Genomic DNA, 22,798 nt, shown 5'->3' on the forward strand with positions numbered 1-22,798 from the left:
CGATGGGGATTATTGGTCTGTTAACTGTAAATAGCCCCACGAGGGCTATGTATTATATTTTTAGTGACAGGCTTACTACAAAGCGGCGGCCAAATTCCTCTATTTTCATTAAGGAGGTGGCGTTGTCAGTTTTGGCGTTGCGAGTAAGAGTTTCGTTGGTGGCATTAAATACATCTAGGCGAAGACTCGCACTGGTTGAGTAAAACCAACTGAAACTTAAGTCAGTGCTGGTGTAAGCTTCAACATAAGTATCAGCGTTATTACTGATATCTCTATGTTCTAAAAAGTCACTACGATAGTTTATATTGATTGCTGCTTGCCATTTATCATCACTGATCAAAAAGCGTAGATTACCAGCCCAATCAGATACCCCTTCAACATTAAAGTTCTTTTCACTAGGAATTATAACATCTGCATTCGTAATATGTGTAAGGTTGGCTGAGAGTTGGCTTTGTAAAAACCATGGACTATATAGAGGTAGCTGCCATTGTGAACTAGCTTGTAAACCATTTACAGTCGCTTCGCCATTGTTAGTATGTTGTAGTGAAATATAATTTAACCCTTGATAGTTAATTGTTCTAGTTTGTTTAACAATAAAGTTATCCATATTATGATTAAATGCTAAAAGCTGTAAGTTTAAATCCTCTGGTAACCAATTAACTGAAAGTGTACTGGTATTAGCAATAACAGGCTCTAAATTTGGGTTACCCAGCTCGGCATAAGGTAAACCACCGGAGTTTACATGTAGTTTGGGGTTAAGATCCGAGTAATTTGGCCGGTTAACAGAGCGGCTATAACTTGTTCGCCATTGCCAAAATGCAGAAGGTTGCCACTTAATATTAATTGAAGGTAGCCAAGTATTATGATGATGATAGTGATTCAAAGGTGCTAACTCACCATCAGTTGTAAGCTGAGAGCCTCGTGTTTTATTTAATGTATCACTGTAACGTAGCCCCGCGTTTAAAGTAACGTTTGCTAATTGCCACTGCGAGGATAAATACCCCTCATTTGATTCAAAGCTAACTTGATAGCTATTAAGTTTGTCGTTATCAGTAATATTATTAAACGGTAAATTAATATCATAAAGCTGAAATAAATCGCTTTTTGGGATCAACCAAGACTGTACTTCTGAATTTACAAAACCAGCGCTAAAGCTGTGCTGAATTGGCTCAAGCCAGCGGCCATCTAATTTAGGTAGATCGTTTAAAGATTGGTCGTCTAAACTAATATCTCTGCGAGTATAACTATACTGTTGTGTTGAACTTAAAAAGCCAAATTGCAAATGCTGCAAACCAGAGTCAGTTGAGCTTTCCCAGCTGCCATCAATTCCCCATTCACTCACTTGATTATTTACATTGATAGTGCGTTTACTCATTTTATTTATATGTGAATAGCTACTAACAAGGCCTAAATTCTTACTAAAAAGGTAGTTATTTATAGAGTCTGCTTGTAAATCAACGTAGGCATCCATTGAGGAAAGTTCAGCATGCACTCTCGTGATAGGCTTTTTGGTTTCGCTTTTTGCTTCACTGCGGCTATAAAAAGGAGAAAGAGATAAGGGTATATGCTCATTTGGCTGCCAACGAGCGTCAACTTGCAGCGTTTGATTAGCATAATATAGGTTTGACTCTTCACGACTGGTTTTAGCATTTACATTGTTAAAAAAGAACTCATTTATACTATTTTGTGGGGTTGAAACTTCTGCTATTGCACCTTGACTCTGAGGGCTTATCCCTAGTCTATGCTCATCAAACGAAAAGTCAGTATCTGACCTAAACCACAGAGTATTGAGCGTTAAATGATCAGAAACCTGCCATGCTAAAGCGCCGTAATAGGTAGCGCGAGTGCGGTCTTCGTTTTCAATGGTCATCGCTAAACCATCTGTCGGTACTAAAGTGTTATCGTCTAATTCTGACCACTGGTATTTACTTGGGGCACCCCTATTGTCACCCCAGTGCCAGCTTTCAAATTGATATTGGCGTTGTAAACGGTTTTCGTAGTTCATTTTGAAAATAACACCTATATTATCGCTTTTTCCATTCGCGGTTAAACCGAAGCTCGGTTGAAAGTTTCGCTCATCTTCTAAAGTTGCTGCGGTTAACATTACTTGTAGATTATTTTCTTCGTATGCCAGCGGATTATCGCTCAATAAGTTTACAGTTGCCCCAATAGCACCACTTGGTAAGCTTGAGTTTGCAGTTTTAAATACCGTGATATTGGAGAATAACCCAGCGCTGAAAATATCAAACCTATGTTGCTGCCCATACTGATTTGAGTTGCGCACGTTTTCTGTATTAGCTAGACGACGACCATTAAAAAGCGTTAATTGGTATTCAGCACCTAGTCCCATAGCATTGATGTTAAGTGCTTCACCGCGATCACGAGTAATACTTAAACCAGGTACAGCTTGTAATGCTTCTGCTAGATTTTCAGCGGGTAGTTGTGTCAGCATGGCGCCAACAGCAACTTCACTCTCCCCTGCATAATCACTTTTTATTTGTTGCGCATAATTCACGGCTTGTTGGTAGTCAGTATTGTAGGCTTGTGTAAAGGAAGCTTTAGGTAATTGCTCGGTCACTGTCACTTCTTCTAGAAACTTAGTTTTCGTAACTGACGAAGGTGTTTTCTTTGCTGCTGGTATTTTGAAAATAACGATACCAGCAGGTGTTTTTTTCCAGTTTAATTGGTGGGGTTTCAGAAGTTGATTAAGTGTCTTTTCGAGAGTTAAATTTTGGGCTGGCGCTTGCGTTAACCCTTTGAGTAATTGGGTGTCGTAAATTAATGCCGTATTATATTGCTCAGACAAACGGGAAAGTTGTTCTATTAAACTTGAGTTCGTTGCTTTCGCTGTAAAACTAAGGCCTACAAGTGCTACACATAATAAACAGCTTATACGTAACATCTATTAACGGCCTTTCAATCTCATTAAACTCTAAGTGTGAAGAACTTAGATGAACAATTTATGACAGCACCCATAATTTGGGGATAAATAAAACCAACTCATCATTCAATAGGGCTCAAAACTACACTGTCGTCAAAATTATTGATTTCTAGTTGATTCAATTGGGCTATTAATGTCGCTGCACCCACAATGTCTGTGGTTTTAAAGCGACCACTTACACGCAGTTGGACATCAACATTATTTAATACTAAAGGTTTGTCGGTATAACGATTGAGCTGAAAAATAGCATCGTTGATAGTTACATTCTCTAAATCTAGCCAGCCAAGTTGCCAGTCAGGTTGGGTTGCATTAAATGTAGTAACAACAATATTATTATCGATGACGCGTGCACGCTGGCCTTTAACTAATTCTACTTGTTTTGAATTATTTTCAGTATTAACCGCGACTTTGCCGTGAAAGACATCAATGGTTGTTTCTCGTAGGGTTTTATCAACATTAAAAGCAGTACCCAATACACTAATTGTTGCGTTTCCTGTTTTAATCGTAAATGGACGTTGTTCATCACGCTTTACTGAAAAGTATGCTTCACCTTTGCTCAAAGTAGCTTGTCTGGTTTTATCGTTCTCATTAAACTGTAAATCAGTTTGCGTATTTAATGCGACCTCTGTGCCATCCGATAAAGTAATGTCAGACGCTTTTGTTGCAAAAAACTGCTGCGCTGCAACAAGTGTTGATGCTTGTGGTGTTGCTGGATCACTTAAGTGAGTTAAGCCAATAAATGCCATAATTAAAGATGCAGCAACCGCACTACCCCACACTAATAAGAGGCTCTTTTTACGCGATGTTGTTGCCGTAGGCTCATTCAACTTTTGCTGTGAATCTGCTTTTTGTAATGCTTGAATGAGTGCGGTATCTTGCCAAATTGCTTTTTCAAGCTGCTCATTACTTTCATCGTCAGGTTTGAATGGGGTATGCATTAAATTTCTCTATCTGTCTTTATTACTAATATAACGACTTAACATGCTTTAAGGGGACAATTAGTCGGCGATAAATGCGCTGATAGCATCTTTAAGCATATCCATAGCGCGTGAAATATGCTTTTTTACCGCTTCTTCAGATAGACCTAAGCTTTGCGATATTTGCTGGCGGCTCTCTCCATGTAAGCGTCTACGAATAAACACATCTCGGCGCAGCGCAGGCATTTGCGCCAATACCTGCTGATAAACCTGAAGTCGCTGCTCATGTTCCAGTAAGCTTTCTAGGGAAAGATCATTACTTTGAGGTTCATGCTCTAGGCTCTCAGGAGATTTCTTTTGTTCACGATGATGGTCAACGACTAAGTGGTGTGCCATGCGATAGCCATAAGCTAATGGGTTATCTATATGCGCAGTACATTCAATTTTTAATGCTTTCATTAGCAGTTTTTGAAATAAGTCATCAGCATCTTCACCAACGCCACGACGAAAAAAACTTTTCAATGCATCTTGGTTGGCAATAAAGCATTTTACAAGTGGTCGATTTTGTTGGCCTTGTTCGCTTATTAGTGATGGCGATGTCTGTGTTTGCAACATTGTTTTTATCGTTATCTATAAGATTAGTTTTTTAATAGACGCTAATACTAGAGCAAAGGTGACACCATTTTTATGATGTTTTAATTACACTTTTATGATGCTGGTGTCGTAAAACCGACACAAAAACTTCATCGAATAAATACGTCCCCTATTAATTTTAAGCTACGTCATTAGGAGCGAAATCAATTTAAAGTCGTAACACATATAACAGGAACAACATGATGACTAAGCGAGTTTTTACATTATCACCTTTAGCACTAGCATTAAGCGCATTGTTTGTCGCACCTGCATTTGCACAAGATACTGAAAATGAAGAACAAGCGATGGAGCAAATCGTCGTAACAGGTAGCTATATTAAGAGTTTAGAAAAAGCGATAGATTTAAAGCGCGAGAACATCGGTTTTTCAGATTCAATAGTGGCGTCAGATATTGCTGATTTCCCTGAGCAAAATTTAGCCGAAGCATTACAACGTATGCCAGGTGTAACCATTGAGCGTAACAAGGGATTAGGCCAAAAAGTTAATGTACGTAGCTTACCGAGCGAGTTTACATTTGTATCAATTAATAATCTTGCTACCGCCTCTGGTAGTGGTGGCCGAGACGTTGAGTTCGATATGTTCGCTTCTGAAATTATTCAAAGTGTTACGGTAAAAAAATCGCCGACAGCTGCTGATGAAGAAGGCGGTATTGCAGGCTCTGTGGCAATAACAACAGCGCGACCATTTGATTATGAAGGGCGTAAATTAGTGGCATCTGTTGAAGGTGCTTACAATGAAATCTCTGAACAAACAGATCCTAAATTTGCGTTTTTAGCCAGTGATACGTTTGGTGATTGGGGGGCTCTTGCTTCGATTGCCTACTCAGAGCGAACAAACAGAACAGATAGTAACTCAGGTATCGACTTTCGTCCGCTTTCACGCTGGTTAGAAAAATCAGGTTCATCGCAATGGCAATCAGATCAAGCCGCTGATGTACTTGAACGAGATACGGGAATTACGATTAATGATCGTTTCGACAGCGATGAAACCAGCCGAGTAGTATTTTTAAATAAAGTAGGCGATCGCTCTTACTTAACAGAGCAAGAAAAGTGGGGGGCAACGCTTTCATTACAATATAAACCGAGCAATGAATTTAGTTTAACTTTTGATGGGCTGCTGGGTGGTTTTGATGATCATGAAGATGAGTACGATGCTGCTGCCTATGCGGCTTCAAGTATTAGTTCTTTAGAGCGTGTTAATCAATACGATAGTTCAACCTTGAGTGATTATGGTATTACAGTTTTAACCGATGTTGATTATGCCGCGACTCAACATGAATTTTTAAGTAAAGAAAATAGCAGTGATACAGAGTACCAACAATTCAGCGTTGCTATGGATTGGCTCGTTGGCCAGTGGGATATTAATGGCTTATTTGGCTACAGTGGTGCAGATAAATCAATTGAGTCGACAAACTTAAAGCACACAGCCTATCGTGCAACACGTTCACGTTATACGAGTACCGGCGCAGAGACTATCTCAAGTGATAACGCAGATACTTTTGATATGTACAACTCGCCTGAAGCTTATTTATTTGATTACAACGAAGTTAATCGTGAGGCTATCTCAGATGATAAATATGCTGCGCAACTGGACTTTACTCGCCAGTTAAATTTAGCGTTTTTCCCTGCGTTAACCAAGGTGCAATTTGGTGCACGATACACTGATAAATCAAAAGAGCGAAATTATGGTTCTAATCGTGTGACAGGTCCATCTGAAGGTGATACTTCTTGGGTTGGCACGCGTACCTTAGCAGATAGTGAACTGACTAATATTACAGATCTTGTAAATGGTGGTGAGTATTTATCTGAGGTGCCATCAAAGCAAGGTTGGAGTCAGGTTTCAAATAGTTATGCTCGCGATCAGCTTAGATACGAAGGTTTTGGAGTAGACTTTGAGCCAGATCAATACTATCAAGTAGAAGAGAAAACAACGGCAATTTACGCAATGGCTGATTTTGCTTTTGATATAGGTGATATGCCGGCAACGCTTAATACAGGCGTGCGCTATATTGATACTGATGTAAATTCATCAGGTTATCATCAGATGCAAAATGATGATGGTTCTACAAATTATACCTCTGAACCTGTTTCAAAAAGTGGTAACTACACTGACTTACTGCCAAGCATTAACTTTACTCTGGAACTAAATGATGACTTAGTTCTGCGTGCTGCTGCTTCTGAAACATTGATGCGCCCTGCCCTAACGGATATTGCTTATAAACGCACAGTAAGCTTGAGTGAATTTAAATACCGTGATGGAAATCCAGACCTTCAACCAACTTATGCCGACCAATGGGAAGTGGGCCTTGAATGGTATTTAGAAGAAGGTGGATTACTTGCTGTTTCATACTTTGAAAAAGAAATTGAAGGTGTTGTTCGTGAATCCCTCACCGGTGTAGTTGAAGGTGTGACTAAATACAACGACAACGGTACTGTTGATGGTGTTTATGATTTTGATGTTTATCAAAAAGTGAATGCAGAAGGCTCGTATGATGTCAGTGGTATTGAGTTTATCGCGCAAATTCCATTTGTTCGTTTTCACAACATGTTAGATGGATTTGGTATTAACGCAAACTACACGACACTAGATAACTCATTAACCGGTGCATCTGATTTAGGTATTCCAACACCGCCAGAAGGCCTCGCTGATGAAACCTATAATCTGACTTTTTATTACGAAAATGAGAGTTTTGATGCGCGTATTTCGTATAACTATAAAGACAAGTATGTTGAGTATATTGAGCGTGATATGTACCCAGTTTATCGTGATGCTTACGGGCAAACAGATATTTCATTAGGTTACAATATTAATGACTCTATGAAGGTAACGCTTGAAGGTATTAATATCACAGACGAAGAAACTAAAGGCTATACCTTAGATCCTGCTTTCCCAACTATGTATGAATTCTCTGGTCGACGTATATCGTTAGGCTTCAGAGCTATTTTTTAAATATAAAAACTAAAATGCCGAGAGCTGTCGCTCTCGGCTTTTTTGTTTGAAATGTGATCGCAGGGCATTATTATGAAGTTATTTTTACCTTTAATACTGTGTATGCTTAGTACAGCACTACATGCAGCTCCAATAGCTAAAGCGCAAATAGCCTTTGTGCCAGATATTCATTTTCATGATATTTATGGTGATTTTTCAGCTGAAGGCTTTAAAGGCACTGCATTGGCGCAAGCACAAAAAAGCGTGAGTATTCGTAGCATGCAGGCACAGATTCACTCAACTCGTTTATTCAATGAAAATTATTTTGCACTTATTGCCACACTAGATGATATTGCCGCTAAAGGGGTCAAACTGGTCGCCCTCCCAGGGGATTTTACTGATGATGGGCAACCAATTCATTTGCAGGGCTTAAAAACTATTCTTGATGGCTACGCCAAAAAACATGGTATGCGTTTTTTTGCTATTCCAGGTAATCATGATCCCGTTAAACCGTTTAAAAGCGCAGGCGGTAAAGCTGACTTTTTGGGATTGGAAGGTCAGCAAGTGGGTATTTACTCAACGGATCACCCGCGTTGTGAACATACCTCCATAGATAACAACTCTCTAGTGTGCAGCGATAAAATAGCCCATGCAGGGTATAAAGAAATCGTTGAAATAATGGGAGCATTTGGCTTGTTACCTGATAACCGTGACTTACTGTGGGAAACCCCTTTTGGTAAAGCAGGTTCCCTAGACGAACGTCGTTACACACAATGCGTAAAAAACGACAAAACCAGTTGCAAGCAAGTTCCCGATACGAGTTATTTAGTTGAGCCTGTGAAGGGACTTTGGTTGCTTGCTATAGATGCTAATGTCTATATCCCGCAGTTTAAAAATGGCACTATGGTTTTTCAAGGTTCAGGTAATGCAGGTTATAACAAGGTACTGACTGAGAAACCTTTTTTATTAGATTGGATCACGAAAGTGGTTAAGCGTGCTAAGCAGCAAAATAAAACCTTGATAGCTTTTAGCCACTTTCCGATGGGGGAGTTTTATGATGGCCAAACGCAGTCGATTAAATCATTATTTGGTGATTCGGCTTTTCAGTTAGCTAGAGAGCCTAGTATTGATACCCGAAAATTACTTGCCGAAACAGGTTTAAAACTGCACATCGGGGGGCATATGCATATGAATGACACGTCCGTTATTGAAAGCGAACATAACACCTTATTTAATATTCAAGCACCCTCTATCGCGGCGTACCGCCCTGCTTATAAGTTAGTTACACTTAATAATCAGTTGGCAAAGGTCGATACTATTACGATTGATAATGTTGCACAGTTTGATTTGTTGTTTAGTGCTTATCATAAAGAACATGATTATCTGCAGAAAAACGCCCCAGAACAGCTGTGGAATAACCGAATTTTGACAGCCAAAAGTTACCATAGTTACAGCAAAATGCACTTACAAGCTTTGGCAAAATGGCGGTTTATTCCTAGGGAGTGGCCGCAAGGTTTTCGTGAGCAAGTGCTGAATATGTCGTTGTTAGAGATTACAGCTTTGTTTAATATTGATATTCAACTACCAAAAGCACAACGACAAGGCTTGCAGACTAAAAGCGTACTCGATTTCATCATTGATTTTTATTTGGTGCGAAATGCTGGCACCCTCGCTTTTACTGATATATCGCAAGCTACGCAGCACATCTACCAAACAATGACCAATATATTAAATAACAATACAGGGTGTAATGTTAGCAGCGATACTAAAGGTGAAAACATTTGTCAGCTAAAATCAGCCCTAACTCAAGCATTCAGTATTTACGATAATCTTAAGCATGCACTGCCAGATAGATGCCTAATTATTGATATGTCAAAAAATAAGTCGCTGCAAAACTGTGACGAAGAAACTCCTTCGCCATAGCTTAGACTTAGTAATTTGTATTGTGTAATGGGGGTTTACAAATAGCTAACTGTAAAATTGTTAAGGCGTTTTTGCCGATACCTTTTTATCTGACCGCGTAACACATTAAATTAATAATCTACTTTGATGTAAGTATATAGTGCGGATAAAACCAAAGAGAGCTTCTAATATAACTAAGCATAGGTATCTATACTTTTGGTCAATGCAGGGTTTATGGCCTTGCCTTGCATTTTTTGTAAGTCGTCTAGTACATCGCGAAAATTTTCTGTTGGCTGACCGGTACTTTCTCGATAGGCAATTCTATTTTGATAATAGTCGATGAAGTTTATTTTTTCATCCTGCACAGCTTCCATCTGCGCCTGGGTATTAGATGTCAGATCAATGCCATCAGCTGGAAAAATTATATAGCCTAAGGGAACCTCCCCTGCTTTCACTAATTGATTATATTCTCGGCGCGACATGTTAGTAAAATCGTAAACCTCGCTGGTACTTTGATCGTTTGTATCTTTAAATGCATTAGAAAGTTGCTGCGATTTATTGCCGCTATTAGGCAATTCGTTGCCAGAGGTGTAAGCAGGTTTATTCTCGCTAATAGGTGTTAATACTGAGTTTGACTGAACTTGCATTTTATTCCCCCTAATGTCTATTCATAATTTTTTCAGCTTATGCCTATAGCATTGCAAGGGGAGTGCCAGTGACGCGATTTACTGATGGTACACAACGCAGGGTAATTCAACAAAATATGAAAAATAACCGCGTTTAATTGTGCTAAATAAAAAAGCGCGGGAGTGTTAACTCTCGCGCTTTTTTGCAAATGGGCTAAGTGCTTTAATTAAATATCAAAGCGGTCGGCGTTCATTACTTTTACCCATGCTTTAACAAAGTCTTTTACAAAGCGATCTTTGTTATCGTCTTGGGCGTAAAACTCCGCAAGCGCTCGTAGAATAGAGTTTGAACCAAACACTAAGTCAATGCGGCTTGCTGTCCACTTCGTGTTACCAGTGCTGCGATCTACAATGTTAAAAGTTGTTTTGCTTGCAGGCTCCCAGCGGTTACTCATATCCGTAATATTGATAAAAAAGTCATTGCTGAGTGTGCCCACTGTATCGGTTAATACACCGTGCTGAGTGCCGCCATGGTTAGTACCAAGCATGCGCATGCCACCAAATAGTACGGTTACCTCTGGTGCTGTTAAGCCCATTAGCTGGCTGCGCTCTAATAGTAGCTCTTCTGGTGATACTGAGTAGTCTTGCTTTAACCAGTTTCTAAAGCCATCGTGAATTGGCTCAAGAACATCGAAAGACTCTGCATCAGTCATTTCGTCAGTTGCATCGCCTCGCCCAGGTGCAAATGGTACAGTCACGTTGACTCCAGCTGCTTTTGCAGCTTGTTCCACAGCGGCTGTACCACCGAGTACAATTAAGTCGGCTAAACTAACGGACTTGCTTAAACCTGATTGTATTTGTTCAAGCGAAGCTAATACTTTTGCCAAGCGCTCTGGTTCGTTACCTTGCCAATCTTTTTGCGGGCTTAAGCGAATACGTGCGCCGTTTGCGCCACCTCGATGATCAGAGCTGCGATAAGTACGAGCACTATCCCATGCAGTACTGATCAACTCGTTCGCTGCAATGCCACAGTTTAGTAATTTATCTTTAAGCTCTGCTATTTCAGCATCCGATAAGGTGTAATCGACGCTTGGGATCGGATCTTGCCAAATTAAGTCTTCCTTTGGTACATCGGTTCCTAAATAACGTGCTTTAGGGCCTAAGTCACGGTGAGTGAGTTTAAACCAAGCACGCGCAAATACGTCACTAAAGTATGCAAAATCATTATTGAAACGCTCAATGATTTTACGATACGCAGGATCCATTTTCATTGCCATATCAGCATCGGTCATTATTGGGTTCAAACGAATTGATGGATCTTCTACATCAACAGGTTTGTCTTCTTCTTTAATATTTATAGGCTCCCACTGGTGCGCACCTGCTGGGCTTTTAGTAAGCTCCCACTCGTAATTTAGAAGTAAGTAACAGTAGCCATTATCCCATTTAGTCGGGTGTGTGGTCCACGCACCTTCGATACCTGAAGTCATAGTGTCACGGCCTATGCCTCGTGTTTTATGATTGTTCCAACCAAGGCCTTGCTCAAATACATCAGCGGCTTCTGGCTCAGGGCCTACGTTTTCTTCACTGCCGTTACCGTGAGTTTTCCCAACTGTGTGACCGCCTACCGTGAGCGCTGCGGTTTCTTCGTCATCCATTGCCATACGAGCAAAGGTCTCGCGTACTTGCTGTGCCGTTTTTAATGGATCAGGCTGGCCATTGACCCCTTCTGGGTTGACGTAAATTAAGCCCATTTGTACGGCCGCTAATGGGTTTTCCATGGTGTCTGGTTTTGCTACATCACCATAGCGGCCATCACTCGGTGCGAGCCATTCTTTTTCAGCGCCCCAATATACGTCTTTTTCAGGGTGCCAAATATCTTCGCGGCCACCGGCAAAACCAAAGGTTTTTAAGCCCATTGATTCGTAAGCCATGTTACCTGCCAAAATAATTAAGTCTGCCCATGATAGTTTGTTGCCATATTTTTTCTTGATAGGCCAAAGCAAACGACGGGCTTTATCAAGGTTGGCGTTATCTGGCCATGAATTTAAAGGTGCAAAGCGCTGATTCGCGGTGCCACCGCCGCCACGTCCATCTGCTAAGCGGTATGAGCCCGCTGAGTGCCACGCCATGCGGATCATCAAGCCACCGTAATGACCCCAATCAGCAGGCCACCAATCTTGGCTTTGTGTCATTAAGTTTTTTAAATCGGTTTTTACTGCTTCAAGATCCAGCTTTTTAAACTCTTCGGCATAACTAAAGTCATCACCGTACGGATTAGTTTTTGTGTCGTGTTGATGAAGAATGTCGAAATTTAATGCGTTCGGCCACCAATCCGTGTTGGATTTAGATGACTGTGTATTGCTACCGTGCATGATTGGGCATTTACCCGCACCTGAATTGCTCATTTTTAGCTCCTGTATCGGAATAAAAAACTCTACTTATTTAAACCACATCAAAAAAGTTTAGTTAGAAGTCTTAAACCTACTATCTAAGTTAATGTGTGATTAGCTTGTTTTAATAAAGTTTAGTTAATAGTTCCAATATAGAGTATAGATGGATAAAAACTAGCTTCAGAACAGAGTTTAAAGCGATTGAAGCCATCTATAAATTAGATGCTGTTGCTTATAAATATTTAATATTAATCCAATTGTTTAAAGAAAAATGTTACTTTCTATACAGCTGTTAAAATAAGGTGAAAATGCATGATTGACTTTATTGCTGTTATTGACCCCATAGGCACGGTGCCTGTATTTGTTGCTGTGACCGAAAAATACGATGCGAAAACCAAGCGACGTATTGCACTTTTGGCGACATTAACTTCGGCTGCAGTGCTAATCTTTTTTGTTGTTATTGGCGAAATAATCTTAAAAGCCTTATCAATTCCTTTACCTGCGTTTCAAATCTCAGGGGGAATTGTTTTATTTCTATTTGCATTGAGTATGATATTTGGTGATAGCAAACCCGAGGAGGAGCTCAAGCGGTTTGTTAAATCGGATAAACAAACCGCTATTTACCCTATTACTGTTCCCTCAATTGCCAGTCCTGGCGCTATTTTAACGGCTGTATCAGTAAAGTAATTGGCAGCAGTGGCGCCAGCGTGATTAGCCGTGTGATGGGGCTAATTTTGTCAGCGATTGCTACAACAAATATACTTACGGGGTTTACCGAATACTTTAAATTAGTTTCAATGTAGCTCAAGAAGAGAGTATCTACAGATTCTAAGTTATTTTATAAAAGACTACATTTTAAGGATTGTTGTGATTACAAAATTACCCCGTTGGGTGGAATATGGCTCTTTCATATTAGCGTTAGTTGCAGGCCTGGTTAATGCAATTGGCTTGTTAGGGTTTAAACACCAATCAGTCTCACATTTATCTGGAACTGCGACTTCATTGGGTACAGGGGTTATTAATGTAAGTTTCAGTGATGTGTCACAGCTTGCTTTTATTTTATTAAGCTTTGTTTGTGGCTCAATGATTTCAGGATTCTTTATCCGTAGTGGCTCGCTTAAACTAGGTCATAATTACAGTGGTCTATTAGCGTTTGAAGCATTATTGTTATTTGTTTCTGTTTATTTCCTAGCAAATAATTTGATATACGGACATTACTTGGCATCGGCTGCATGTGGTTTACAAAATGCTTTAGCGACAACCTTTAGTGGTGCCATTGTTAGAACAACCCACGTAACGGGGATTTTTACTGATTTAGGTATTATGATTGGCGCAAGACTACGTGGCGAGGCATTCGATAAAAGAAAAGCGCTGCTCTTTATATTGATAATTACAGGGTTTATTTTGGGCGGAACAGTAGGCGCGTATTTTTTTAATATGCTTGGATTTAATGCGTTATTTATCCCTGCGAGTATTTGTGTATTTTTAGCTTTATCTTATTCAATTTATAATGCCCGATCTAAGCACTCAAGAAACAAGGACTAATGTGAAACGTTTTCTTTTTATTTCATTCTTACTTATTAGTTTTACAGTAAGTGCTGAACATGCTTACCAAATTCCTCGAAGTTCAGTGCTTGAGGTGACAGATCACAATACAAAACTTAAGTACTCCCTATCTATTAAGTTACCGCGCAGTTACAGCAATAAGCCAAACCGCAACTATCCTGTTATTTACTTACTTGATGCACCTTATGCGTTTCAGCTAGCTTCAGGTGCTACGCGTTTTCCCATGAACAGCGCTAAAATGGATGAAGCGATACTGGTGGGGATTGGTTATTCACATGGTTCAAAAGGTGCATCTAGCCGAATTAGAGATTACACGCCAAGCAAAGCAAAGGATTGGCGGTTAGAGACAGGTAAAGCCGCACAACATATTACTTTTATTGCTGATGTGGTGTTTGAGCATATCAAAGCTAACTATCGAGTTAAGCCAAACCACCGTACTTTAGTCGGAAATTCATTGGGAGGTTTATTTGCCACTCATGTGCTTTTTACTCAGCCAGACTTATTTAGCAGCTATATTATTGGGAGTCCGTCGGTGTGGTTTGATGATGAGGCGATCTTATCTCAGCTAATTACTGCGCCAAAGCAACCAACTAAAGTATATATATCGGTTGGTAGTAAAGAAACTCAAGAGTTTGGCGAAGGTCAAAATATGGTTGCAGGAGCTAACAAGCTTGCGGCTAAAATACGTCAAAGAGACAGTAAGCATATTCAGTTGAAGATAAATCTTATTGATGGGGCTAAACATAGTACGGCATTTCCAACAACGCTAATTCAAGGGCTAGATTGGTTGTATGGCAAATAGTTAAAGCAGCTAAGTACAGCTGCTTTGAATCGTTATTATCCTTTTATGGCGATCGCTATTTCGACCTCTGAGTCATTTTTATAATATTCAAAGTCGCTAGTATAGGTGCGTTGGTGTGCACAATCTTCACTACTAAAGTATTGCCAAATTTCACCCCATAAGTCGATAACAGCATCAGGCATTTCGCCTTTCCCATTGAATACTAAATAACGGCTTTCTTTAGTGGCAATGTTTATTGAATCCACTACTTTAATATTTTTATCATCACAACAGGCTATGACATCAAAGTCACCTGTCATATCCGTTTCATAATTTGTATAAACACCATAAACCTTTGTATCAGCGGTGAGTTTTGGGCCATACTTTTGGCCAAATGTTTGCCATAAATTTGCTATTTTTGCCGTGTCGGTATTCATTTCATTAGCATTACATGTGCGCACTTTTAACCCTGTTAGGCTCATACTTTTAAGTTGCTTTATTTGCATACCGGCTATCCTTTTATGTGAGTTCACATATCAACTTAACAGAAATAACAGCAAAGGTTTAATTTATCGGTTTAGTATTTATGGTTTTAATAGCATCAATAACAGTGTGCATACGTTTAGCTAGTGGCCGATTTCGATGGTGGCACACGAAAATAGATTCGCTAATTGGGTTGGCAAGGTGGTGAACCTTAATGAGCTCTGATTTATTAAAAGCACCAACAGCATGAGCGGGTAAGACCGTGAAGCCAAAGCCGAGGCTAACAGGTTCTAAAATTAAGCTGATTTGGTTTGAAAACCCAGTACGCTTAATTTGAGCAACATGTTCAAACTCTGGGTAGTTTTCGCTTAGCAATAGTTGGGCGTGGTGTTTTGCATCTGGGTGGCTAATAAATCCGAGGTCGCATAAAGCTTGCCAGGTCGGCGATTCGCAAGTGACTGGAGTTATTAACAAAAGTGCTTCTTGACCAATTTTGTGGCTGGTGACTTCGCTCAAAGTCGGGGCTTGGGTTAAAAAGCCTATATCCGCAATGTGGTTCGCAACAGCCTGCTCAACACTTTCATTTGGGGCGAAGCGATAATCTATCGTTAAATCTTTGTGCTTAGCTTGCAAACTAAGTAACTGAGCATAAAATTTCAATCCACAACTGCCAGGAGATTGGACCTTAACATCGCCACAGTAAGGGGAGTCGTTATGCAACTCGCGCTCTAAAAATTGCCACTCTTTAAGTAGCTGGCTACCTTTTTTATACAGACTTTGTCCTTGAGCGGTCAAGCTGAATTGTTTACCGTGACGCTCTAGCAGTTCGCAGTCAAGTTGTTGCTCAAGCTTTTTAATATGTTGGCTCACACCTGATTGAGTCATATATAAGCGCTCGCTAGTACGAGTAAAGTGATTTACTTCAACAAGTGTGCAAAAAGTGTTTAGCCAAACAGGGTTTATCATTACATTTTGTACTTATAACCATCTTAAATGATAATTTTACTTAATGACTGGTTGTTCGTAAAGTGGGCTTTCTGGTATTTTACATGCAATAGGAGCACAACTTATGAGTAATGTTTATCCACGTAATTTTTCACATATTGGTATTTCGGTACCAGATCTTGAAAAAGCCGTAGAGTTTTACACCCAAGTTTTAGGTTGGTATTTAATAATGAAACCAACTGAAATTGTCGAAGATGATAGCGCAATCGGTGAAATGTGCACGGACGTATTCGGTGCGAACTGGGAAAAATTCCGCATCGCGCATCTATCAACAGGTGATCGTATAGGTGTGGAATTATTTGAATTCAAAAACCAAGAAAACCCAGAAGATAACTTTGAATATTGGAAAACGGGTATCTTTCATTTTTGTGTACAAGATCCTAATGTTGAAGAATTGGCTGACCGTATAGTTGCAGCTGGCGGTAAGAAGCGCATGGCTGAGCCTCGCTATTATTACCCGGGTGAAAAGCCATATCGTATGATTTATATGGAAGACCCATTTGGGAATATCTTAGAAATCTATAGCCATAGTTATGAACTTATATACAGCGAAGGTGCCTATTAAGCTAAGTTTGCTTGTAGCCTCATATTCAGATCATTATTTTACTAGGTAAAATTTTGATCTGAGAGTTCATACGCAATTATTTTTATTATCTTAAATACGAATCACTATCTTTTCTGAACCCAAAATATATAATACCCTTTTTATTCGTTTCCCATTATGGATTTTAAGGGATTATTCATGCATGCCCAATCACAAAAAAACAGCCAGTCATTCATATTGATGGATAAAATTAAACAATATTATCAATCATATGCATATCAGCTTTCAGTTATTTCTCGGTTTTTTGCGGCCATTGTAGGTGGCTACGTATTTACTAGTGTGTTTACTGCTTTATTGAGTCTGATTTTACCGCTTAAAAAATCAGATGCAGTACTTTTGAGTATCAGTCTAACTATTTTTGTCTATAGCTGTGTATTTATTTGGGTCTTTGCTGTTAAGTCATTGAAAACCATTTGGATCACTATTTTACTAACATCATCAGCATGCGGGTTAAGCATTGCCTTATTAAAGGATTGGTTATGAAAGAGAGTTTTTTTCGCTCCATGACATGGATGCATACTTGGGTTGGTTTACTGGTATGCTGGTTACTGTATTTAATCTTTTTTGCTGGCACGATTAGTTTTTTTCGTGATGAGGTTACTTTATGGAATCAACCTGCACTTCATAATGTACAAGCGCCACAGGAGCGTATATCACTACAACGAGAGCAAATTATTGCAGGAGTCGATTACTTAAAAACAGCTGCTCCAGAGTCTAATCGTTGGGGAGTATACCTACCTCAAGAACGCGAAGCTCATTTAATTTATGCCTACGAAAAGCCTCGTCCAGAAGGCAAGCGCTTTGGTGGTTGGCAAGAGCATTATATTAATCCTAAAACGGGTGATTCATTACAGCAACCCAGAGAAACCAAAGGTGGCAACTTTTTTTATCGGCTGCATTTTGACCTGCATTATATTGATGTACGCACAGCACGGTGGATAGTGTGTTTTGCAAGTTTATTTATGTTGGTTGCGCTTATCTCAGGGGTTGTTATTCATAAGCGTATTTTTAAAGATATGTTTAGCTTTAGAAAAAACAAAGGCAGCCGAAGTTGGCTTGATGGCCACAATGTATCGTCAGTTTTAGCTTTACCTTTTCATATCATGATAACTTATACAGGTTTGATAACCTTAATATTTATGTTATTTCCTTACCCTGCTATAACCGCTTATGAAGATGGCATACGTGGTTTGTTTAACGATGTTACCCCGACTAACGTACGTACTAAATCAAGTGATGAGCCAGCCCCATTAACGGCAGTAGAGAGTGTTTTGGATCAAGTTTATACTAACTGGCCTGATGCAGACCTTACTCAGTTTGCTATTAAAGACCCAAATAAAGCGTCGGCAACAATTACTGTTCGCGCCTCAACAGGTACACATGTTCGCGACCAAACCCCTACGCTGCTGTTTAATGGTGTTGATGGTAGCTTAATTGCTAAAAGCGTTGATGAGTTTAGTAGTACAGAGGTGTTTTATGATTCCCTTACAGCTTTACATACTGGACGCTTAGCAAACCCATTACTACGTTGGTTATATTTTTTATGCGGTGTTGCAGGCTGCGTCATGATAGCGACCGGCTGCATTATGTGGGCTAAACGAATTCGTGAGCGAATGAAAAAAGATCAGTGTCCATCATTTGGCTTAAAGCTGGTTGAAGGGCTAAACCTTGCAACTCTAATGGGACTACCGCTTGCGACAAGTGTATTTTTTCTTGCCAATCGATTGCTACCTACTAACATGACAGAGCGCGCTGATAAAGAAATACTCGCGTTCTTTGTTACTTGGTTAGCTGTTGCCTTATTCGCTTTATTTAAGCGGGAAAAACAGCAGTGGACTTTACTTGCTTGGGTTAATAGTATTGCGTGTATAAGTATTCCAATAGTGAATGCGCTCACCACTAATGGAAATATCATCAGCTACTTACTGAATGGTCAATGGGCACTGTTCAGCTTTGATTTAGTGTGCTTAATAAGTGCAGTGTTGTTTATCGTTCAGGTCAAAAAATTACGTACTCACCGCCAAGCCAGCGTATCCAATGTGCGTTCTAGCCGTGTTGCTAAAAACAAGCTAAGGGAGCAAAGTGCATGAGTGAACTATTACAATTTAGCCTATGCTTATTGGCATTTAATTGTTTTGCCTTAGCAAAATTCAATCATTATCGCGATGTTTTTAAAGTGAGACCAACACAAAAGCAGAGTAATCAGTTTGTAATTGCCGCTTGGATCAGTATTTTACTAAGCTTGGTGTTAAGCGTGGTCGAACATAAAGGATATGGTGGATTACTTTTTTGCGGTTACATGGCTTTAAGTATCTTATTATTAATGACTTTTTATAGTTTTAAAGCCTCATGGGTAAAGCCGATGAGTGTTATAAATATCACGACAATTTTTCTCAGTGGGCTATATATCAGCGTTTTTTAGTATTAGTTGGTAAAAATCTGATCTGTCGTAAACTAAATAATGCAGAGATAAGAAAGGCAAGCCAATGTGGCTTGCTGTTATACCCAAACCACCTCAAGAAGTGAGTTTCAGTTGGAATTAAAAGCGATTTAGGCAAGGCATTGATTGCAAGTAATAGTGGTTCTATTGCTAAAATCAATAACGCAGTATAAATCGCTTTTAAACCAACCCTTGGGCGCTTTACAGGAACTTACTCTCATCGTTGTTACTTCTTAAAAGGGAGTGCCATTCTTGCAAAGTAACGCCTTGATATTAAGCCCCTGTGAAACGCTGAATTCTGCATCTTGAGGTGGTTTGGGTATATATCCAATATCTGGGTATAAATAGTGGGGATACTCATGTCAACACATAGAGCAAGGCAGAAGCTAGTTACTCTATGGCGTAAATATTAGCCTGTAATCGTGTCATAATTATTGCTTTGAGGTTACACTTTTAATACAGGCTAAATTTTGTAAAGGGGCTTTACGGTTACTTATTTTGCTCAACCCAAATTAATGAATCAGTATCAAAGCCACGTTGTTTGGCTGCTTTTATAAAGTCATCTTTACGCTCTTGCGAAATACTTGGTGTGCGCGATAAGAGCCATAAATAATCAGTGTTATAACCAGATACATATGCATACTGGTAATACTGTCTATCCATTTTAAACACCACATAGGAGCTGTAAAACGGGCCAAAAAACGATACTTTTAGGTGCCCAATATCAGATTTATCAACAAATTTAGCCTTACCTTGTGCTTCACTCCACTGTTGTTCTTCGTCGTTAAAGCCTTTATTTAAAACTGCGACAGAGCCATCTTCATTAAGTGAATATTGTGCTGTAACACTACTTAGTCCGCGTTCAAAGGAATGATCTAGTCGCGCTATTTCGTACCACTTACCTTTGTAACGCTCAAGTGAAAAGTTATCTACCGGTGTTATATTTTGCGGTAAACCAGTACACGCTGCGAGCAATGTTGTGCACAAAAAAACGAAGCTCAGGGTAATAGATTTAATCATAGATTTATAACGTTCTTGATGGCAAAAAAAATTATACGCAGATTAGCTACAAAAAGTTCACTAATTACTGGTTGTTAGTTTAGCTGTACGATAGGATCAATTTTTTACTAACAAGTGCATAATCAAATGAAAATATGGGTAGATGCCGATGCGTGTCCGGTAGTTATTAAAGAAATTTTATTTCGAGCTGCCGAGCGCACGCAAACTGAAACAATTTTAGTCGCAAATCATGCAATGCGAATCCCACCATCTAAGTATATTAGTCGTGTACAGGTATCGTCTGGTTTTGATGTGGCGGATGATGAAATAGTGAAGCGTGTTGCTGCCAATGATTTGGTGATCACGGGCGATATACCATTGGCGTCTGAAGTAATCGATAATGGCGGACAAGCTCTCAATCCGCGTGGTGAGTTGTACACAGCTGAAAATATTAGGTCACTACTTAATGTGCGTGACTTTATGGATACCATGCGTTCAAGTGGTGTTGAAATGAATGGCGGGCCACCACCTCTTAGTCAAAGCGACCGACAAAACTTTGCTAATAATTTAGACCGTATTTTGGCGCAAAATAAATGAGTGACGGCCAAAATATAGGCTTTGGCGATCATAGTTTTAGCGTTGCAGTTTACATTGCTAAGCCCCCTCCTATGCCAGAATATACACATATGGATGGCTTATACCCGCTAATAAATGAGCAAATCAACACCATAAATCAAGCGTGTGGCAATGGCTGGCGAAAAGTATTCAATGTATATGCAAAGGTGCTGTTTGCTTTGCCAAGTGAGTATTATTGTTTTGCTAAGAAAACACATACTTGGCAGCAGTATCGCGATCAATATTTATTGCAAGAATTAAGTCAGACTGCGCTGTTATTTAGTCCTCCTAAGTTGAGCGCAGGTAATACATTACATATTATTGCTGGTCGCACTCATGCAAAAAACTTATTGAATCAAGGTTTGTTAGAAGCAGAACTTGATTGGTTAGATGGTGAATTTGCAATTGATAAAGCCAATAAACTCATTGTTTGTCCATACTTTGATTACCGCCAGCTAAGTAATTTAAAGATCGCTAGACTGAGTCAATTAGTAGCTAAATGTTTAGAAAGTAGCTAATCTTAGGTTATCTACTTTTTGCTTAGTCAATTTAATGAAAATACTTGTAGTTGATGATATGCCATTGATGCGGCATGTTTTAATTAACATGCTTCGAAAATTAAACTTCCATGAGATTGTTGAGGCCACCGATGGTATTCAAGCATTTGCATTAATGCAGCAACAGCACTTTGATTTAGTGATCACCGATTTACACATGCCAAAAATGGATGGTAAAGCGTTACTTACTCGTATTCGCGATAATGAGCAATGGAATGAAATACCCGTTTTAATGGTTACCTGTGAAGATAATAAAAAATCAATTAAAGAAATTATAGCGGCTAAAGTTTCTGGCTTTATTGTAAAGCCATTTAATTTAAATACGTTAGAGAGCCAACTTAAAAAAATAGTGAAGTAAAGTGGCATAAGTAACGCTGCCCATAAACTTAAAAAGGGTGGCCCATCATCCACGTAATGTTGTTTTAGCAGATATCGCTAAATCAGTTCGAATTACAACCCTACCATGATGACTCTTAGTCCAATTTAATGCCCTTGCTAAATAAACTTAAGTTAATAGAGGTTATTAGTAGCGAGAAATACAGTTTATGTAACCATTTTCTTCTTTTAAATAAAGGAGACTTACTGTTGAGGTCGTCTCTTTATCTGTTTTTTAAGACGGTATTTTGATGAAAAGTGTAAATTAGCCTAATTGATTGTTGCTAAAATTCAGTCTAGCTAAGCATCCCGCATCACGTTAAGATGGCTCTAACATAAAACAACAAGAACTAGAATGAATGTTAAATAAAACCAATGCATTAATATACTTATTAGCCTTTAGTAGTGGCTTTTCAATAATGGGGATTGAGCTTTTAGGTGGGCGTATATTAGCGCCTTACTTTGGTAGTAGTGTTCATATCTGGGGCAGTATTATTACTGTGTTTATGCTGAGCTTATCGTTTGGTTATTTACTCGGAGGCAAACTCTCAATTAATAAACCCTCCTTAACTAAATACGGCCTAATATTTTTAATCGCTAGTATTATGGTACTGCCCATAGCGCTGTTTGCAGAGCCCATAATGGAGTTCATTTTTGCTCATGTTGAAGATAGCCGCTATGGTTCATTACTTGCCTCTACGGCTTTATTTTTTGTTCCTACAATTATTTTAGGAATGATATCGCCATATTCAGTTCGTTTATTAGTTACTGACAGCGAACATAGCGGCCAAGTAGCAGGCGGCTTATATTTTGTTAGTACATTAGGCAGTGCTCTGGGCACCATAATCACCTCTTTTTATATGGTATTGGCGTTTGATGTAAATACGATCATTATAGGCTTTGCCAGCTTTATTGGTTGCTTAGGTCTACTTGCAATAGTGATTGATTCAGTCGCTAACAAGGAACCTGTTTATGCGTAACTATTATTGTCTATTCGTCTTCACATTAGCGCTATT

At 39.3% G+C, this 22,798-nt stretch carries 20 protein-coding genes and 1 pseudogene; 13 read left to right on the top strand and 8 right to left on the bottom strand.

All coding sequences use genetic code 11. The features are described 5' to 3' along the window. Positions 1-52: 52 nt before the first annotated feature. From AAEU30_RS00485 to AAEU30_RS00495, 3 genes are all read right to left on the bottom strand, one after another. Positions 53-2,902: a TonB-dependent receptor gene (locus AAEU30_RS00485; RefSeq protein WP_421958789.1), complete on the bottom strand. Its 2,850-nt coding sequence runs from the start codon at positions 2,900-2,902 to the stop codon at positions 53-55. 101 nt (positions 2,903-3,003) lie between these two features. Further along, positions 3,004-3,879 (bottom strand): FecR family protein, encoded by an 876-nt coding sequence (locus tag AAEU30_RS00490; RefSeq protein WP_421958790.1) that lies wholly within the window; start codon positions 3,877-3,879, stop codon positions 3,004-3,006. A gap of 60 nt (positions 3,880-3,939) precedes the next feature. Beyond that, a complete protein-coding gene (locus AAEU30_RS00495; RefSeq protein WP_421958791.1) occupies positions 3,940-4,473 on the bottom strand; it encodes an RNA polymerase sigma factor in 534 nt (177 codons plus the stop codon). Between the two features lie 218 nt (positions 4,474-4,691). Between AAEU30_RS00495 and AAEU30_RS00500 the strand changes: the two genes are divergently transcribed. Both AAEU30_RS00500 and AAEU30_RS00505 read left to right on the top strand, forming a co-directional pair. Beyond that, complete coding sequence (locus AAEU30_RS00500; RefSeq protein ID WP_421958792.1) at positions 4,692-7,460, top strand: TonB-dependent receptor; 2,769 nt, start codon at positions 4,692-4,694, stop codon at positions 7,458-7,460. Positions 7,461-7,532: 72 nt separating this feature from the next. Then, positions 7,533-9,362 carry a metallophosphoesterase family protein gene (locus tag AAEU30_RS00505; RefSeq protein WP_421958793.1) on the top strand — a complete coding sequence of 610 codons (1,830 nt, stop codon included), beginning with the start codon at positions 7,533-7,535 and terminating at the stop codon, positions 9,360-9,362. A 173-nt stretch (positions 9,363-9,535) separates the two neighbouring features. On the opposite strand, the gene AAEU30_RS00510 is transcribed toward AAEU30_RS00505, so the two are convergent. Continuing rightward, the gene (locus AAEU30_RS00510; RefSeq protein WP_421958794.1) at positions 9,536-9,988 is read right to left on the bottom strand and encodes a hypothetical protein; all 453 of its coding nucleotides are present in this window, start codon (positions 9,986-9,988) and stop codon (positions 9,536-9,538) included. Between the two features lie 206 nt (positions 9,989-10,194). Beyond that, a complete protein-coding gene (gene katG, locus AAEU30_RS00515) occupies positions 10,195-12,372 on the bottom strand; it encodes a catalase/peroxidase HPI (RefSeq protein WP_421958795.1) in 2,178 nt (725 codons plus the stop codon). A 297-nt stretch (positions 12,373-12,669) separates the two neighbouring features. Here katG and AAEU30_RS00520 point away from each other — a divergent pair. From AAEU30_RS00520 to AAEU30_RS00530, 3 genes and pseudogenes are all read left to right on the top strand, one after another. Further along, a pseudogene (locus tag AAEU30_RS00520) lies at positions 12,670-13,160 on the top strand (MarC family protein). Between the two features lie 64 nt (positions 13,161-13,224). After that, positions 13,225-13,902 (top strand): YoaK family protein, encoded by a 678-nt coding sequence (locus AAEU30_RS00525; protein WP_421958796.1) that lies wholly within the window; start codon positions 13,225-13,227, stop codon positions 13,900-13,902. Further along, positions 13,868-14,725: an alpha/beta hydrolase gene (locus AAEU30_RS00530; protein ID WP_421958797.1), complete on the top strand. Its 858-nt coding sequence runs from the start codon at positions 13,868-13,870 to the stop codon at positions 14,723-14,725. Before AAEU30_RS00525 ends, AAEU30_RS00530 begins: the two co-directional genes overlap by 35 nt. A gap of 35 nt (positions 14,726-14,760) precedes the next feature. Here the strand turns inward: AAEU30_RS00530 and AAEU30_RS00535 are convergent, their stop codons facing one another. Together AAEU30_RS00535 and AAEU30_RS00540 are read right to left on the bottom strand one after the other, a co-directional pair. Further along, positions 14,761-15,210: a GyrI-like domain-containing protein gene (locus AAEU30_RS00535; RefSeq protein ID WP_421958798.1), complete on the bottom strand. Its 450-nt coding sequence runs from the start codon at positions 15,208-15,210 to the stop codon at positions 14,761-14,763. A gap of 58 nt (positions 15,211-15,268) precedes the next feature. Next, positions 15,269-16,153 carry a LysR family transcriptional regulator gene (locus AAEU30_RS00540; protein WP_421958799.1) on the bottom strand — a complete coding sequence of 295 codons (885 nt, stop codon included), beginning with the start codon at positions 16,151-16,153 and terminating at the stop codon, positions 15,269-15,271. Between the two features lie 103 nt (positions 16,154-16,256). Here AAEU30_RS00540 and AAEU30_RS00545 point away from each other — a divergent pair, with 103 nt between their 5' ends. The 4 genes from AAEU30_RS00545 (at position 16,257) to AAEU30_RS00560 (ending at position 19,218) form a co-directional block, all read left to right on the top strand. Then, a complete protein-coding gene (locus AAEU30_RS00545; RefSeq protein ID WP_087534086.1) occupies positions 16,257-16,757 on the top strand; it encodes a lactoylglutathione lyase family protein in 501 nt (166 codons plus the stop codon). 177 nt (positions 16,758-16,934) lie between these two features. Next, entirely contained in the window at positions 16,935-17,279 is a 345-nt protein-coding gene (locus AAEU30_RS00550) for a hypothetical protein (RefSeq protein ID WP_421958800.1), read from the top strand. Then, on the top strand, positions 17,276-18,886 hold the full coding sequence (locus AAEU30_RS00555) for a PepSY-associated TM helix domain-containing protein (protein WP_421958801.1): 1,611 nt from the start codon (positions 17,276-17,278) through the stop codon (positions 18,884-18,886). Before AAEU30_RS00550 ends, AAEU30_RS00555 begins: the two co-directional genes overlap by 4 nt. Further along, positions 18,883-19,218 (top strand): DUF3325 domain-containing protein, encoded by a 336-nt coding sequence (locus AAEU30_RS00560; RefSeq protein WP_421958802.1) that lies wholly within the window; start codon positions 18,883-18,885, stop codon positions 19,216-19,218. Before AAEU30_RS00555 ends, AAEU30_RS00560 begins: the two co-directional genes overlap by 4 nt. 507 nt (positions 19,219-19,725) lie before the next feature. Here the strand turns inward: AAEU30_RS00560 and AAEU30_RS00565 are convergent. Then, positions 19,726-20,253: a lipocalin family protein gene (locus AAEU30_RS00565; protein WP_421959030.1), complete on the bottom strand. Its 528-nt coding sequence runs from the start codon at positions 20,251-20,253 to the stop codon at positions 19,726-19,728. Positions 20,254-20,382: 129 nt separating this feature from the next. On the opposite strand from AAEU30_RS00565, the gene AAEU30_RS00570 reads away from it, so the two are divergent. From AAEU30_RS00570 to AAEU30_RS00585, 4 genes are all read left to right on the top strand, one after another. Beyond that, on the top strand, positions 20,383-20,832 hold the full coding sequence (locus AAEU30_RS00570) for a YaiI/YqxD family protein (RefSeq protein ID WP_421958803.1): 450 nt from the start codon (positions 20,383-20,385) through the stop codon (positions 20,830-20,832). After that, positions 20,829-21,368 carry a DUF6942 family protein gene (locus tag AAEU30_RS00575; RefSeq protein ID WP_421958804.1) on the top strand — a complete coding sequence of 180 codons (540 nt, stop codon included), beginning with the start codon at positions 20,829-20,831 and terminating at the stop codon, positions 21,366-21,368. Before AAEU30_RS00570 ends, AAEU30_RS00575 begins: the two co-directional genes overlap by 4 nt. A 34-nt stretch (positions 21,369-21,402) precedes the next feature. Then, positions 21,403-21,765: a response regulator gene (locus AAEU30_RS00580; RefSeq protein WP_421958805.1), complete on the top strand. Its 363-nt coding sequence runs from the start codon at positions 21,403-21,405 to the stop codon at positions 21,763-21,765. A 376-nt stretch (positions 21,766-22,141) separates the two neighbouring features. Then, positions 22,142-22,762, top strand: coding sequence for a fused MFS/spermidine synthase (locus AAEU30_RS00585; protein ID WP_421958806.1), 621 nt, complete (start codon positions 22,142-22,144; stop codon positions 22,760-22,762). Positions 22,763-22,798 lie beyond the last annotated feature (36 nt).

This window comes from Pseudoalteromonas mucoides, assembly GCF_049257175.1.
In the GTDB taxonomy this organism is placed as follows: domain Bacteria; phylum Pseudomonadota; class Gammaproteobacteria; order Enterobacterales; family Alteromonadaceae; genus Pseudoalteromonas.